The sequence below is a fragment of the Macrococcus armenti genome (assembly GCF_020097135.1).
Classification (GTDB): domain Bacteria; phylum Bacillota; class Bacilli; order Staphylococcales; family Staphylococcaceae; genus Macrococcoides; species Macrococcoides armenti.
Window position 1 is genome coordinate 613,180 of sequence record NZ_CP083608.1, and the last position, 14,965, is coordinate 628,144.

Sequence of the window (14,965 nt, forward strand, 5' to 3'; positions counted from 1 at the left end):
TTATTTCACCCCCAGAGCTTTTACGTAAGTCACTGGATCGTATAAATGTTCTGCTGCTTGAGCAATAAAGGGATAGAGTTGTTCACTGCCCACTCCAAATAGTACAGCAATCGCAGTCATAATTACTGAAGCGACTAACGTTTTATAATATGGTTCAGGATGATAAACTTTGTTTTTATCATCACCGAAGAATACCATAATAAAAATTTTAATAACAGATAGAAGTACAACGAGACTACTGATCAGAATAATGATTGCACTCCATGTATAACCTTCCATAAATGCTGCTTTCACGATAAAATATTTGCCGAAGAAGCCACTTAGTGGTGGTATACCTGCGAGACTTAAAGCTGCAATAAAGAATGTCCAGCCAAGCACTGGGTAACGTTTAATTAAACCACCAATATTTCTAATATCTGTTTCACCAGTAATCTTGATGATAACACCTACGAGCATGAATAGGCTCGCTTTAATAATCATATCGTGCAGTAAGTAATATATACCGCCAATAGTTGATTCCTTCGTGAAAATTACGATTCCCATAATGATGACACCAACAGCAATCATTATGTTATAGATAATGATCTTCTTCATATCAAAGTATGCTAATGCTCCGATACAGCCGAATATAATCGTTAATAAACTTAGTACTAATAATACGTTCGTTACGACCGGACCTGAGTAGCTGAAAAATAAGCTGTATGTTCTGTAGATTGCATATACACCAACTTTAGTTAATAACGCACCGAATAACGCAAGAATCGGTATTGGTGGTGCGTAGTACGCTCCAGGTAACCAGAAATAAAGCGGAAACATTCCGGCTTTCGTTGCAAAGATAAAGATAAACAATATTGAAATTACAACGATAATATCCTGATTTTCAATTGTAGATATACGTTTACTAATATCTGCCATGTTCAGTGAACCGATGACAGAGTATAACATACCTATAGCAAGTACAAAGAACGCTGAAGAAGTTACGTTTATTAAAATATACTTAATACTTTCCTGCAGCTGAATTTTCGTACCTCCGATAATCATCAGTACATAAGATGAAATTAAGAACACTTCAAAGAATACGAATAAGTTAAAAATATCACCAGTCGTAAATGCACCGTTAAGACCTGCCAGCATAAACATTACTGACGTGTAGTAATAATAAGTTTCACGGTCTTTACCGATTGTCTGATAAGAATAAAATATCATGACTAGCGTTATTAACGATGTCGTAACAACGAGTAAGCTTGAAAACATATCACTGACGAGAACGATACTGTATGGTACTTTCCAGTTTCCGAGCTCAAGATACGTTGTGCCATTACGATATACGTGTACGAACTGAATCATTGCACTTATAAATGTAATTAATGTTCCGAAAAACGCAACCATTCGTTTAATAATCGGACGCTTCCCGATTAATATTAATATAATTGCAGTAATTGCTGGTATGATTATCGGCATTACAACTAAATTACTCATCGTCTGGCACCCCCTTGTAATCTGCTACATTATCAGTGCCGAGTTCTTTATAGCTACGGAATGCAAGCACGAGAAAGAATGCAGTAACCGCAAAGCTAATAACGATTGCTGTTAATATGAGTGCCTGCGGTATTGGATCGACATATTCTTTGTTCCCACCGGTAAAGATTGGTGAGGCTGCATTTTTTAGCGTCCCACTCGTAAGTAATAGCAAGTTTACAGCGTGAGAAATAATCGATGAACCGATAATAATTCTAAGCAAACTTTTAGAAAGAATTAAATAGACGCCAGCAGCTACAAGAATGCCACTTAATATAATAATTAATATTTCCATTATTCATTCTCTCCAATCGTTAATATTATCGTTATCGTCGTACCGATTACGACGAGCATAACACCGATATCAAAAAATAATGCAGTATGATAGTGAATGTTTCCGATTACAGGTATATAGAGCTCTCCGAATGAATGCGTAAAAAATGGTTTGCCCTGAAATATACTCACAAGCGGTGTAGCAAAACAGAATATAAGCCCGATACCTATCATTTTCTTAAAATCAATCGGAAAAATTTGATATAACGTTTTAATATCATATGCAATTAAGATTATAAGTAAAGCAGCAGACAGTAACAAACCGCCGACGAAACCACCACCAGGCAAGTAGTGACCATTCATAAATATAGAGAATGCGAACATTACAATAATGAAGAACACGACGAGCGTACAAAATTGTAATATCACATCATTATCGTGTTGTTTCTTCATTTTGTTCACCTCTCGTTTTTCTAAGTCTGATTAATGTATAAATACCTATTCCTGCAATCGCCAGTACGCTTGATTCAAATAAAGTATCAAAGCCACGGAAGTCAACGAGTATAACGTTTACCATATTTTTACCGGCAGCAAGATCGTATACATTTTTAATATAGTATTCTGAAATTGATGTAAAGTGTTTGTTGCTGTAAGAAACAAGTGCAATCAATGACACGATAACACCAGTGGATAATGCGATAAGCACATTCGTAAATTTAAATTTCTTCTCTTCTGCATGGCGATATTTCTTTGGCATATGATAGAAGCACATTAAAAATAGTGCAGTAGAGATGGTTTCTATTGAAAGTTGTGTCAGTGCAAGGTCCGGTGCTTTAAAGAATACAAACAATAAAGCGATAGAATAACCGATAGCACTTAACATAATAATGCTGAATAGACGAGATTGCGCCTTTAAAATCATAATCGTTGCAATAACGATTATTAATATAAGAATCAGTTCATATAATCGAATGTTCGCAATTGATTCGAAATATATCGATAAGTCTGTTTTTAAGAAAACGTAAACTGTAATAATAAGCAATGTAGAGAAGATGCTTGCAATACTGAAACGTATAGAGTGATATACAAGCCTCCTATTAATTTCAAAGCTTAATTTTTGAGACTGATCTAATGCGAAATTGTATAAATTGTTCAGCTTTAATTGTTCTGGCCATAACTGATATACATTCTGCCATTTTGAAATGAAATACAGTAATGCACTACCAATTACGATAATCGCAATTGTTACAATAAGCGGTATATTCACACCGTGGAAATGGTGTATATGGTTTAATGTAATATTATTGCTTACAATCGCACTTGTTGCAGACTGTAATAACGGTCTGAACATATCAGGAAATACTGAAATGAACAGCATTACACAAATGAGTATTATCGGTGATAATAAGAATAGTACCGGTGCCTCATGCGGTTTCTTTTCACTATTGTTTTTAATATTATTCGGAATAAAGACGTCTTTAATAATCTTTAATGAATAAATGAATGTAAATAAACTACCAACAAACATTAACGTCAGAATAAAACCACTTACAATCGTATTGATCATCGGATGTTCTGTTGATAATAAAACAGATTCTAAAAACATCTCCTTACTGATGAAACCATTAAATGGCGGTACACCTGCCATGCTGAGTACACCTAACGTTGTTAACGTAAACGTAATTGGCATAATAAACATTAAACCGTTTAGTTTATGAATGTTACGCGTACCTGTTTCATGGTCGATAATACCGACCAGCATGAAGAGTGCGCCTTTAAATGAGGCATGGCTTAATATATGAAATACAGCTGCTGTAACTGCAATATAATACAATGTTTCGTGCCCAGCTTTAAAGCTCAGTGACCCAATACCAAGTAAACTCATGATAAGACCGAGTTGACTTACAGTACTAAAAGCTAAAATACCTTTTAAGTCGATTTGATTGACTGCTTTAATAGAAGCGAAACACATTGTAAACAACCCGACGATGACAATGGCATATGTCCATACATTACTCACTGCAAAAAGCGGTGTAAAACGGGCAATTAAATATATACCGGCTTTAACCATCGTTGCAGAGTGTAGATATGCACTAACGGGTGTCGGTGCCTCCATAGCATCCGGTAACCATATATGGAAAGGAAACTGCGCTGACTTTGTAAATGCAGCAAGTAATATAAGCACAACAGCTAACATAAATAATGGATGCGCATGAACTTTCGTTGCCTGTGCCATTATTTCAGAGATTACAGGTGTTCCTGTAATTCCAATTAATATACTGAGACCACCGAGCATCATTAAACCACCAAAAACTGTGATCAACATTGATTTTAATGCGCCATCTGTTGATTTTTGTTTATGATACCAGAATGAAATTAAGAGGAAACTTGATATACTTGTAAGCTCCCAGAATAAATAGAGTGATAACACGTTGTTGCTTGTCACAACACCAAACATTGCCCCCATAAACAAAAGCAAATAAGTGTAAAAACGTCCAAGCGCTTCATCTTTATGTAAGTAATGAATTGAATAAAATACAACGAGTGAACCGATGATAGAAATCAGTAATGTGAATAATAATGCTAATCCGTCTAAACGAATATCAAAGTTTAAACCGATGCTTGGCATCCATGAATAATGTTTAATAATAGGTGCGCTTAATACCGATTGAATTAACGATATAAAGTAAAACGACGCAATAACAGGAACAATTAATACAAAGTATCCTGTATGTATGCCTTTAACGTACTTCGACAATATGCCAGGTAATAAACTGGCGATGAGTGGAAGTAATACGACAAGTAATATAGACATCGAATGAACCTCCTTTTAATTTCATACTCTCTATTATACAGAAAAATGACTGATTATTAACGCACGTCGTTTTACAGAATAAAGCGTAAGTTTATAAAATTTATGTTTCTTTAAATAAGAAGAAACCATATTCATTAGTATGTAAAGTTCACGAAATTGTCACAAAATTAAATTAAAAATCAGTTTTATATTGCTTCGCGTATTCAGCTTTTAAATTTTGAAGCATCAATAAAGACTGTTTGTTAAATGCATTGTCATTACTTTTTAATTTTTCTTCCATTTTATTTATTGCGTTGCGTAGAGAATCTTCATATGAAAGTACGTCATCTTCATACGGTTTTAGCAAGTTTTTATCAACGATACGTTTTTCCTTGTAGCTTAATGCACGACGCTCATGAAAAAAGACATTTTCGACTTCATTACGGTTGTGCAGATCACCTTGAGTTGGGTGTGTGATAACATTGATCACTTGAACGAGTTCACCGTTTTGTCTTGACTCGAGGTGCTCAACAATATAAATTCCTGTTTTATGCATAAGTCTAAAATACATATTCATCATCCTTTATGTTAAAATGGTTTATTGTAAACATCATATCATGAAGGAGAGAGAAAAATGACAAATTTTCCTCAATTAAGTACAGAAGTTTCTAAAAATGAAAAACGCGTAACAATGCATACAAATAAAGGTGAAATGCAGTTTAAACTCTTCCCGGAGATTGCACCGAAAACAGTTGAAAACTTTATTGAGTTATCTAAGCGTGGTTATTATGAAGGTATTACATTTCACCGTGTCATTAATGATTTTATGATTCAGGGGGGAGACCCAACTGGAACTGGTATGGGTGGCGAAAGTATTTATGGCAGTGCATTTGAAGATGAGTTTTCAATGGAAGCATTTAATTTATATGGTGCTTTATCTATGGCGAATGCAGGACCGAATACGAATGGTTCACAATTTTTCATCGTACAGATGAAACAAGTACCAGCACAAATGTTATCTCAATTAAAACAAGGTGGATGGCCTGAAGAAATAGTAGATGCATATGCTGAACGTGGTGGTACACCTTGGTTAGATCAGAAGCATACAGTTTTTGGCCAGTTAATTGCAGGTGAAGATACACTTGAAGCAATCGCAGCTGTAAAAGTAGGTGGACAGGATAAACCGGTTGAAGATGTTATCATCGAACGTATTACTGTAGAATAAAATTCTTTTCATAAGTCATGAATTCGTCATGACTTATGAATTTTTTTTATGTCCATCATGTTATAATGATAAAAATTAGGAGTGTGAAGTAATTATGATGGAGTTTCTTTATTTTCCAGAAAATAAAATGGAATATATACCTGCAGTGCTTTCGCTAATATTCTTTATGACGCTTGCGTACTTTACTTTTAAATATTTTAAGAAAAATTCTCAGGCACAGGAAGAAAAATTAAAAGCATTTGAACAGGAAGTAATGGAAAGATTGAAAGAGGACAAAGATCATGAATCCAGAATTTAATATTAAAATGTATCAAATTTTAAGTCAGTGGAATCCGATGCAGCTTGATGATTCTACTGAAGGTGATATGGAATACTATGAAATTATGGACATCATTCATCAGAAGTTATCACACGAAACAACAATCGAAAAAATTCAGGCTGTATATTTATTTAGTTTTAATGAAACCCCCGAAAAAACCGATATTGAACGTATTCTAAACAAAATATATCAACTTAATGCATCATGTGAAGTGTAAGCTTCACATGATTTTTTTAATTTTTCTAATTATGATAAAATAGTGTTAAGAAAATGAGGGATGAACATGAAGAAAAATTATAAAAAAGGTCAATTTATTAAAGTGAAAGTAACAGGTATTCAGCCTTACGGTGCATTTGTTGAAACAGATGATCACACAGAAGGTTTAATTCATATTTCAGAAGTGATGAATGATTACGTTCATAATTTAAATCTACTGTTAACTGTCGGTCAAATTGTAAAAGCAAAAGTCATCAATGTATCTGAAGAAGGGAAATTAAATTTAACGCTTAAAGAGAACGATTACTTTAAGAAACAAGAGCGCAAAAAGGTTAAACGTTCTGTTCTTGAACAATTGGACGAGCCTGAATCCATCGGTTTTGAAACTTTGGAAGAACGTTTACCGGAGTGGATAGAACGTGGCTTAAAGCTATAATTTTTATGCACTTAAATGCATAAAAATTTTTGTGAAAATTTTGAGTAATAAGGGTTGAACAATTGCTGAAAATTGTTCATTATATGTATGTAAGGGTTTTCTAACCAAACTATTAAGGGGGAAATAATAAATGATTCCGTACAAACACGAACCATTTACAGATTTTACTGTAGAAGAAAATAAACAAGCGATGCTTGAAGCAATTGAAAAGGTAAACGGTTACCTTGGTCAGGACTATCCATTAATTATTGGTGGGGAGCGTGTAATGACAGAAAACAAATTACGCTCATTCAACCCATCAAAAAGAGAAGAAACAATCGGTCATGTTTCTCAGGCAACACAGGAGCATGCAGAGCGTGCGATGGCAGTAGCGAAAGAAACATTTGAAACTTGGAGATCTACAAATCCAGCAATGCGCGCTGACATTTTATTCCGTGCTGCAGCGATTATTCGTCGCCGAAAACATGAATTCTCAGCGTTATTAATTAAAGAAGCAGGTAAACCTTGGAACGAAGCTGATGCTGATACAGCTGAATGTATTGATTTCTTAGAATTCTATGCACGTGAAATGTTACGCCTTAAAGACGGTGTTAAAGTAGAAAGCCGTCCTGGTGAATATAACAGATACGATTACATTCCATTAGGTGTAGGTGTTGTTATTTCACCTTGGAACTTCCCATTAGCAATTATGGCTGGTACTACTGTAGCACCACTCGTTACAGGTAACACTGTATTATTAAAACCATCTTCAAACACTTCTGTAGTTGCTTACAAGTTTATGGAAGTATTAGAAGAAGCGGGTATGCCTAAAGGTGTTGTAAACTACATCCCAGGTTCAAGCCGTGATATCGGTGACTTTATCGTAGATCACGTTGATACACGATTCATCTCATTCACTGGTAGCCGTGACGTAGGTGTTCATATTTATGAACGTGCTGCGAAAGTACACGAAGGTCAGTTAAACTTAAAACGTGTTATCGCTGAAATGGGTGGTAAAGATACGATCGTTGTTGACGCTGAAGCGGATTTAGAATTAGCTGCAGAGTCAATCGTTAAGTCAGCATTTGGATTCTCTGGACAAAAATGTTCAGCTTGTTCACGTGCAATCGTACTTGAAGAAGTATATGACGAAGTTGTAGCGAAAGTGAAAGAAAAAGCAGAAAAATTAACTGTAGGTAACCCAGAAACGAATGAACACTTTATGGGACCTGTAATTGATGATAAATCATTAAACAAAATTAAAGAATACATTGAAATCGGTAAACAAGAAGGTAAATTATTAGTAGGTGGAACTACTGATGAGGCTGTTGGTAACTTCGTTCACCCAACTGTATTCGTTGATGTTAAACATGATGACCGTATTATGCAGGAAGAAATTTTCGGACCAGTTGTTGGTATTGCAAAAGCGAAAGACTTTACTGAAGCAATTAAGTTTGCAAATGATACAGATTACGGTTTAACTGGTGCAGTTATTACGAACAACCGTGAGCATTTAGAACAAGCACGCCGTGACTTCCACGTTGGTAACTTATACTTTAACCGTGGATGTACAGGTGCTATCGTTGGATACCAACCATTCGGTGGTTTCAAAATGTCAGGTACAGACTCTAAAGCAGGTGGACCTGATTACTTAGTGTTACACATGCAAGGTAAAACAACTTCTGAAATGCTTTAATTTCGATGTTTGTACTTTAAACAATCAAATAATTAATTTAATAAAGCAGTAGTGTGAATTCACTACTGCTTTTATAAAAAATTGTAAAAAAGGGGAATAAAAATGACTAAATCACAAGATATAATCGAAATTACAAATCACTACGGTGCGCCGAACTATCATCCACTTCCAATCGTAATTTCTGAAGCAGAAGGTGTTTGGGTACGCGATCCGGAAGGTAACAAATACATGGACATGTTATCAGCATATTCTGCTGTTAACCAAGGACACCGTCATCCGAAAATTATTCAGGCGTTAAAGGATCAGGCAGATCGCGTGACATTAACATCTCGTGCTTTCCACAGTGATCAGTTAGGACCATGGTATGAAAAGATTTGTAAGCTTGCAGGTAAAGAAATGGTATTACCGATGAATACAGGTGCTGAAGCTGTTGAAACTGCAATTAAAGCTGCGCGTCGTTGGGCTTATGACGTAAAAGGTGTAGCGAAAGATCAAGCTGAAATTATTGCTATGAACGGCAACTTCCACGGTCGTACGATGGCTGCAGTATCATTATCAAGTGAAGCGGAATATCAACGTGGTTATGGCCCATTATTAGGTGGATTCAAACTTGTTGACTTCGGTGATATCGAACAAATTAAAGCTGCAATTACACCAAATACTGCTGCAGTATTATTAGAGCCAATTCAAGGTGAAGCAGGTATTAACATTCCTCACGACGGTTTCTTAAAAGAAGTTCGTGATTTATGTACAGAAAACAATGTATTATTCATTGCTGACGAAATTCAGGCTGGACTTGGACGTTCAGGTAAAATGTTCGCTACAGATTGGGATAATGTAGTGCCTGATATGTATATTTTAGGTAAAGCTTTAGGTGGCGGTGTATTCCCAATTTCTTGTGTATTAGCAGATAAAGAAATTTTAGAAGTATTTAATGCAGGAAGTCACGGTTCAACATTCGGTGGAAACCCATTAGCATGTGCAGTATCAAGTGCGGCATTAGATGTGTTAGTTGATGAGAAATTAGCAGATCGTTCATTAGAATTAGGAGAATACTTCCAGGCTGAACTTAAGAAAATTGATAATCCAGTTATTAAAGAAGTACGCGGTAAAGGATTATTTATCGGTGTAGAATTAAATGAAGCAGCACGTCCTTACTGTGAACAATTAAAAGAATTAGGTTTATTATGTAAAGAAACACACGATACAGTTATTCGTTTTGCTCCACCATTAATCATCTCTAAAGAGGATTTAGATTGGGCAATTGAGAAGGTTAAACAAGTCTTCACAAAATAATTGATAGCGTTTTCATTTTAGGACTTTTAAAAGTTTTTTAATATGTTACAATTAAACATGTAGAATTATAGAATGAAAAAAGAGGCGAATAAAATGTCAGAAACTACTAACTTAGTGTCATCTACACAGGAAATTATTCATGAAGCACTGGATAAATTAGGCTTCGATGAAAGTATGTATGAATTAGTGAAAGAACCTTTACGTTTATTAACTGTACGTATTCCAGTTCGTATGGATGATGGAACAGTAAAAACATTTACAGGCTACCGTGCACAGCATAACGACGCTGTTGGTCCTACTAAAGGTGGGGTGCGTTTCCATCCGGATGTTGATGAAGCGGAAGTAAAAGCTTTATCAATGTGGATGACATTAAAGTGCGGTATTGTTGATCTACCTTATGGTGGTGGTAAAGGTGGTATCGTATGTGACCCACGTCAAATGAGTATTCACGAAGTAGAACGTTTATCACGCGGATATGTTCGTGCGATCAGCCAAATTGTTGGCCCTACGAAAGATATTCCAGCACCAGACGTATTTACTAACAGTCAGATTATGGCATGGATGATGGATGAATACAGCATGATGGATGCATTCAATTCACCAGGTTTCATTACTGGTAAACCGATTGTACTTGGTGGTTCACAAGGACGTGACCGTTCAACTGCATTAGGTGTTGTTATTGCAATTGAAGAAGCAGCGAAACGCCGCGGAAAACAAATTAAAGATTCTCGTGTTGTAATTCAAGGATTCGGTAATGCAGGAAGCTTCTTAGCGAAGTTCTTATACGATGCAGGTGCTAAGATCGTAGGTATTTCTGATGCATACGGTGCATTACATGATCCAAATGGTTTAGACATTGACTATTTATTAGATCGTCGTGATAGTTTCGGTACAGTTACTAACTTATTTGAAGATACAATTACGAATAAGGAATTATTCGAATTAGAATGTGATATTTTAGTACCAGCTGCGATTTCTAACCAGATTACTGGTGATAATGCACATGATATTAAAGCAGATATCGTAGTTGAAGCTGCAAATGGACCAACAACACCGGAAGCAACTAAGATCTTAACTGAACGCGGTATTCTATTAGTTCCAGACGTACTTGCAAGTGCAGGTGGTGTAACGGTTTCATACTTCGAATGGGTACAGAATAACCAAGGTTACTACTGGACTGAAGAAGAAGTTAATGAAAAATTACGTGATAAGTTAATCACTGCTTTTGATAATGTTTATACGTTATCACAAAACAGAAACATCGATATGCGTTTAGCAGCATACATTATCGGAATTAAGCGTACAGCTGAAGCTGCACGTTACCGTGGATGGGCTTAATATAAATAAAATCCCGTGATTGCATTAATGCAATCACGGGATTTATTTTATTATTTAAAGAAAAAACGTTTTTCATTGAGTTTATTACGGAATGCTTTTTGCTCATTTGCACTTTTTTTCTTATATTCTTTTAAAAATGCTTCGTATTGATCCATAATATCGTCTGTTTCTCCAAATGCTTTTACTTCTCCGGCTTCAATCCACATAATTTTTGAACAGAAATCACGCACTTGTCGTAAATTATGGCTGACGAAGAAAATTGTTTTACCGGCATCTTTAAATTCATGAATCTTTTTTAAGCTTTTTTGTGTAAATGTCTGGTCACCAACAGATAACGCTTCATCGATTACTAATATATCTGGGTCTACATTAATACTGATTGCAAAGCCGAGTTTTGATTTCATACCACTTGAATATTTTTTCACTGGCTGATAAATGAAGTCACCGAGCTCAGAGAATTCAATAATCTTTGGCGTTAGCTCTTTAATTTTAGACTTAGAGTATCCCATAAGCAGTAATTTAAATTCAATATTATCATATCCTGAAAGTTGTGCATTTAATCCAGCAGCAATTGCGATAACGCTGACGATACCATTTCTTTCAACGTGTCCATTTGTAATTGCGACACTGCCACCGATAATATTACTGATTGTTGATTTTCCGGATCCGTTTATGCCAACTAATCCGATAACATCTCCTTCATATGATTCAAAGTTAATATCTTTTAATGCATAAAATCGCTTCGTTTTCTTCGGTCTTATAATATCGAGCAGGCGTTCTTTATTGTTATTAAAAAGTTTATATTCTTTCGTGACGTTTTCAAATTTTACTGTAGGTTTCATTGTTATTCATCCTTATATATTGGTTTAATATGTAAATGTTAAGAGATTGTAAAGAATGTTTAAATACTGTATATTATAATATACATTATACTAGAAAATTGCAAAGAGGTGATGGATGTTTCGTACATCTTGACCAATGACATATGAACTATTAAAAAATAATGATATTACAACTCCGATTTGTGACGTATTAGGTGTTCCTTTTAATGATATAACAAACGACGAAGCTTTAGCGATAATTAAACAGTTTGACTCGTTAAACACGCATGATAATTTATTTATCGTAACAGCTAATCCAGAAATTGCATATATGGCACATAAAAATGAAAGTTATATGACACGTATATCTATGGCAGACTTGATAGTACCGGATGGTATCGGTATTATTAAAGCATCAAAGCAATTAGGTCGTCCAATGAAAGCGCGCGTTCCTGGTATTGAGTTAATGGAAGGAATGCTTGAAGTCGCCAATAGAGAGCATAAGAAAGTATTTCTATTAGGAAGTTCGAAAAAGACGGTTAAAAAGTGTAAGAAAAAATTAAGCGTCCAGTTTCCGAATATAACATTTAAGTCTAAACACGGGTATAAAGAAATAGATGACCAGAAAACTTTACAGAAGTTAAAAGACTTTGAACCGGACTATGTATTTGTTGCAATGGGTTTTCCGAAGCAGGAAAGTTTTATATACTTTAATCAGCATCACTTTAAACATACAGTTTTTATGGGCGTAGGTGGCTCATTTGATGTGTTCAGCGGCAATGTCAGACGTGCTCCTGAATTATTCATAAAGCTTAATCTGGAATGGCTGTACCGTATTATGACAGACTTTAAACGCTTTAAACGTGCAACGACAATACCGATGTTTATGCTTGAAGTACGTAAACAAATGTTTAATGAAAAGTATGATCCATATAAACATTTAAAAGAAAAAGAATAGAAAAGAGGATATTATGAATCCTGTAACGACGGTTTTAAAAGAACAATTTAAAAACTTTTATTTAATACAAAGACTTGCTCAATTTCAAATTAAAATATCGACGCATGATAATTATTTAGGTCTTGCCTGGGAATTTATTAATCCACTGATTCAAATCGCCGTTTATTACTTTGTATTCGGTATCGGGATAAGAGGTGGACGTGCAGATATCCATGGTGTTCCGTTTATTTTATGGATGCTTGTTGGTATAAGTATGTGGTTTTTCGTGAATCAAGGAATCCTGGAAGGTACAAAGTCCATTTCGATGAAATATAATCAAGTGGCGAAAATGAACTTTCCGTTGTCGACGATTCCGAGTTACATATTAATGAGTAAGTTTTATACGCATGTTGTTTTACTCGGTTTAATTATCGGTATTTGTTTCTTATCCGGAATAAAACCAACTGTATATATGCTGCAATTACTTATTTATATTCCATTTGTGTACATTTTTAGCTTATCTGTAACAATGTTTACATCTACGCTAGGAGTACTCGTAAGAGACGTGCAAATGGCAGTACAGGCGCTTTTAAGAGTATTGTTTTACATGTCACCGATATTATGGTTACCTGAAGGCAATTCAGAAAAAATGCAAATCGTTGAATTTATTATGAAATTAAATCCGGTATATTTTTTAGCGGAAAGTTATAGAAGTGCAATACTGTATCAGGAATGGTATTTTGTAGAACATTGGAAACTTGCGTTATACAATGTAGGATTTGTTCTGTTTTTCTTTATACTTGGTTCAATCATTCATATTAAGTTCAGAGAGCGATTCAGCGATTTTATATAGGTTCAATTAATTGAATATACATTCATTGCTATGACATAATGTGGTTAACACATTATGTTTTTTATTTGGAGGAAATTATGAATCAATTTACATTTTACAACCCTGTTAAGTTAGTATTCGGTAAAGAAAGTTTAGAGCAATTAAGTGATATGGTGAAATCATTTTCAAATGGCAATAAAGTATTATTAACTTACGGTGGCGGTAGTATTAAAAGAACGGGTCTATACGATAAAGTGATGGAACGATTATCTGACTTTGAAGTATTTGAACTTGCGGGTATTGAACCGAATCCACGCGTTGAAACAGTACGTAAAGGTGTAGAGATCGTTAAAGAAAAACAAATCGATTTCATCGTTGCAGTTGGTGGCGGTTCAGTTATTGATGGTACGAAATTAATCGCAGCAGCAGGAAAGTATGAAGGTGATGCGTGGGATATCGTAACACGTAAAGCAGAAGTTAAAGATGCTGTACCATTTGGAACTGTATTAACATTATCAGCAACAGGTTCGGAAATGAATTCAGGTAGTGTTATTACGAACTGGGAGACGAAAGAGAAGTTAGGGTGGGGCTCTCCACTTGTATTTCCTAAGTTCAGTTTATTAAATCCTGAAGTGCTATATACGTTACCTGAGCATCAAACAGTAAACGGAATAATTGATAGCATGAGTCATTTATTAGAACAGTACTTTAACGAAGCAAACAATACAGAAGTGCAGGATCAGATGATCAGTGGTGTAATGAAGACGGTTATGAAAACTGGTCCGATTGCTGTGAAAGAACCTGAAAACTATGAAGCACGTGAGACGTTAATGTTATCATCAACAGTTGCATTGAATGGCTTTTTACGCTTAGGTTATATCGGAGACTGGGCAACACATAATTTAGAACATGCAGTAAGTGCGGTTTATGATATTGCACACGGTGCAGGTCTTGCAATTTTATTCCCGGAATGGATGCGTTACGTTAGCAAAAAATCTCCAGCACGATTTGTAAAGTTTGCTGAAGATGTATTTCATGTCGATGCATCATTATCTGACGATGAGAAAATTAACTTTGCCATTGATGCGTTACAGAACTTCTGGACAAGTTTAGGTGCAAAACAAAAGTTATCAGATTACGGTGTGAAAGAAGAAGACTTAGAAGTGTTTGCGGATAAAACGTTAATTTATGGTCCATTCGGTAATTTCTATAAGTTACAACGAGAAGATATAATAGCGATTTATAAAGCGGCATTATAAACAAAGCAATTTAATATAATAAATCA

Annotated in this window: 16 protein-coding genes; 10 read left to right on the forward strand and 6 right to left on the reverse strand. The window is 35.1% G+C overall.

The genetic code is table 11. The features are described from left to right. The 5 genes from LAU42_RS03360 to LAU42_RS03380 all read right to left on the reverse strand — a co-directional run bounded on the left by LAU42_RS03360 (position 1) and on the right by LAU42_RS03380 (position 5,156). Positions 1 to 1,479 (reverse strand): Na+/H+ antiporter subunit D, encoded by a 1,479-nt coding sequence (locus tag LAU42_RS03360; RefSeq protein WP_224184277.1) that lies wholly within the window; start codon positions 1,477 to 1,479, stop codon positions 1 to 3. Beyond that, positions 1,472 to 1,813: a Na(+)/H(+) antiporter subunit C gene (locus LAU42_RS03365; RefSeq protein WP_224184278.1), complete on the reverse strand. Its 342-nt coding sequence runs from the start codon at positions 1,811 to 1,813 to the stop codon at positions 1,472 to 1,474. Before LAU42_RS03365 ends, LAU42_RS03360 begins: the two co-directional genes overlap by 8 nt. Beyond that, a complete protein-coding gene (locus tag LAU42_RS03370; protein ID WP_224184279.1) occupies positions 1,813 to 2,244 on the reverse strand; it encodes a Na(+)/H(+) antiporter subunit B in 432 nt (143 codons plus the stop codon). The genes LAU42_RS03365 and LAU42_RS03370 overlap by 1 nt, the downstream gene beginning before the upstream one ends. Further along, positions 2,225 to 4,606: a Na+/H+ antiporter subunit A gene (locus LAU42_RS03375; protein WP_224184280.1), complete on the reverse strand. Its 2,382-nt coding sequence runs from the start codon at positions 4,604 to 4,606 to the stop codon at positions 2,225 to 2,227. The genes LAU42_RS03370 and LAU42_RS03375 overlap by 20 nt, the downstream gene beginning before the upstream one ends. A 172-nt stretch (positions 4,607 to 4,778) precedes the next feature. Further along, positions 4,779 to 5,156, reverse strand: a complete 378-nt coding sequence (locus LAU42_RS03380) for a kinase-associated lipoprotein B (RefSeq protein ID WP_224184281.1) — start codon at positions 5,154 to 5,156, stop codon at positions 4,779 to 4,781. Between the two features lie 63 nt (positions 5,157 to 5,219). Here LAU42_RS03380 and LAU42_RS03385 point away from each other — a divergent pair, with 63 nt between their 5' ends. From LAU42_RS03385 to LAU42_RS03415, 7 genes are all read left to right on the forward strand, one after another. Further along, positions 5,220 to 5,810: a peptidylprolyl isomerase gene (locus tag LAU42_RS03385; protein ID WP_224184282.1), complete on the forward strand. Its 591-nt coding sequence runs from the start codon at positions 5,220 to 5,222 to the stop codon at positions 5,808 to 5,810. 127 nt (positions 5,811 to 5,937) lie between these two features. Next, the gene (locus LAU42_RS03390; RefSeq protein ID WP_224184283.1) at positions 5,938 to 6,108 is read left to right on the forward strand and encodes a hypothetical protein; all 171 of its coding nucleotides are present in this window, start codon (positions 5,938 to 5,940) and stop codon (positions 6,106 to 6,108) included. Next, positions 6,092 to 6,346, forward strand: a complete 255-nt coding sequence (locus LAU42_RS03395) for a DUF1871 family protein (RefSeq protein WP_224184284.1) — start codon at positions 6,092 to 6,094, stop codon at positions 6,344 to 6,346. The genes LAU42_RS03390 and LAU42_RS03395 overlap by 17 nt, the downstream gene beginning before the upstream one ends. A 66-nt stretch (positions 6,347 to 6,412) precedes the next feature. Then, a complete protein-coding gene (ygs, locus tag LAU42_RS03400) occupies positions 6,413 to 6,781 on the forward strand; it encodes a S1 domain-containing post-transcriptional regulator Ygs (protein ID WP_224184285.1) in 369 nt (122 codons plus the stop codon). A 130-nt stretch (positions 6,782 to 6,911) separates the two neighbouring features. After that, entirely contained in the window at positions 6,912 to 8,456 is a 1,545-nt protein-coding gene (gene pruA, locus LAU42_RS03405; RefSeq protein WP_224184286.1) for an L-glutamate gamma-semialdehyde dehydrogenase, read from the forward strand. A 102-nt stretch (positions 8,457 to 8,558) separates the two neighbouring features. Then, positions 8,559 to 9,752 (forward strand): ornithine--oxo-acid transaminase, encoded by a 1,194-nt coding sequence (locus LAU42_RS03410; RefSeq protein WP_224184287.1) that lies wholly within the window; start codon positions 8,559 to 8,561, stop codon positions 9,750 to 9,752. Positions 9,753 to 9,845: 93 nt separating this feature from the next. After that, a complete protein-coding gene (locus LAU42_RS03415) occupies positions 9,846 to 11,090 on the forward strand; it encodes a Glu/Leu/Phe/Val family dehydrogenase (protein ID WP_224184288.1) in 1,245 nt (414 codons plus the stop codon). A gap of 50 nt (positions 11,091 to 11,140) precedes the next feature. Here LAU42_RS03415 and tagH read toward each other — a convergent pair whose 3' ends face one another. Then, a complete protein-coding gene (gene tagH, locus LAU42_RS03420) occupies positions 11,141 to 11,932 on the reverse strand; it encodes a teichoic acids export ABC transporter ATP-binding subunit TagH (RefSeq protein WP_224184289.1) in 792 nt (263 codons plus the stop codon). Positions 11,933 to 12,068: 136 nt separating this feature from the next. Between tagH and LAU42_RS03425 the strand changes: the two genes are divergently transcribed. The 3 genes from LAU42_RS03425 (at position 12,069) to LAU42_RS03435 (ending at position 14,939) form a co-directional block, all read left to right on the forward strand. After that, the gene (locus LAU42_RS03425) at positions 12,069 to 12,869 is read left to right on the forward strand and encodes a WecB/TagA/CpsF family glycosyltransferase (RefSeq protein WP_224184290.1); all 801 of its coding nucleotides are present in this window, start codon (positions 12,069 to 12,071) and stop codon (positions 12,867 to 12,869) included. Positions 12,870 to 12,882: 13 nt separating this feature from the next. Continuing rightward, on the forward strand, positions 12,883 to 13,701 hold the full coding sequence (locus tag LAU42_RS03430; RefSeq protein WP_224184291.1) for an ABC transporter permease: 819 nt from the start codon (positions 12,883 to 12,885) through the stop codon (positions 13,699 to 13,701). A 77-nt stretch (positions 13,702 to 13,778) separates the two neighbouring features. Continuing rightward, the gene (locus LAU42_RS03435) at positions 13,779 to 14,939 is read left to right on the forward strand and encodes an iron-containing alcohol dehydrogenase (protein WP_224184292.1); all 1,161 of its coding nucleotides are present in this window, start codon (positions 13,779 to 13,781) and stop codon (positions 14,937 to 14,939) included. The last annotated feature ends 26 nt before the right edge of the window (positions 14,940 to 14,965 follow it).

Bases quoted from the DNA above. Each gene is read 5' to 3' on its own strand.
- LAU42_RS03360 (WP_224184277.1), bottom strand. From the start codon at position 1,479: ATGAGTAATTTAGTTGTAATGCCGATAATCATACCAGCAATTACTGCA.
- LAU42_RS03365 (WP_224184278.1), bottom strand. From the start codon at position 1,813: ATGGAAATATTAATTATTATATTAAGTGGCATTCTTGTAGCTGCTGGC.
- LAU42_RS03370 (WP_224184279.1), bottom strand. From the start codon at position 2,244: ATGAAGAAACAACACGATAATGATGTGATATTACAATTTTGTACGCTC.
- LAU42_RS03375 (WP_224184280.1), bottom strand. From the start codon at position 4,606: ATGTCTATATTACTTGTCGTATTACTTCCACTCATCGCCAGTTTATTA.
- LAU42_RS03380 (WP_224184281.1), bottom strand. From the start codon at position 5,156: ATGTATTTTAGACTTATGCATAAAACAGGAATTTATATTGTTGAGCAC.
- LAU42_RS03385 (WP_224184282.1), top strand. From the start codon at position 5,220: ATGACAAATTTTCCTCAATTAAGTACAGAAGTTTCTAAAAATGAAAAA.
- LAU42_RS03390 (WP_224184283.1), top strand. From the start codon at position 5,938: ATGGAATATATACCTGCAGTGCTTTCGCTAATATTCTTTATGACGCTT.
- LAU42_RS03395 (WP_224184284.1), top strand. From the start codon at position 6,092: ATGAATCCAGAATTTAATATTAAAATGTATCAAATTTTAAGTCAGTGG.
- ygs (WP_224184285.1), top strand. From the start codon at position 6,413: ATGAAGAAAAATTATAAAAAAGGTCAATTTATTAAAGTGAAAGTAACA.
- pruA (WP_224184286.1), top strand. From the start codon at position 6,912: ATGATTCCGTACAAACACGAACCATTTACAGATTTTACTGTAGAAGAA.
- LAU42_RS03410 (WP_224184287.1), top strand. From the start codon at position 8,559: ATGACTAAATCACAAGATATAATCGAAATTACAAATCACTACGGTGCG.
- LAU42_RS03415 (WP_224184288.1), top strand. From the start codon at position 9,846: ATGTCAGAAACTACTAACTTAGTGTCATCTACACAGGAAATTATTCAT.
- tagH (WP_224184289.1), bottom strand. From the start codon at position 11,932: ATGAAACCTACAGTAAAATTTGAAAACGTCACGAAAGAATATAAACTT.
- LAU42_RS03425 (WP_224184290.1), top strand. From the start codon at position 12,069: ATGACATATGAACTATTAAAAAATAATGATATTACAACTCCGATTTGT.
- LAU42_RS03430 (WP_224184291.1), top strand. From the start codon at position 12,883: ATGAATCCTGTAACGACGGTTTTAAAAGAACAATTTAAAAACTTTTAT.
- LAU42_RS03435 (WP_224184292.1), top strand. From the start codon at position 13,779: ATGAATCAATTTACATTTTACAACCCTGTTAAGTTAGTATTCGGTAAA.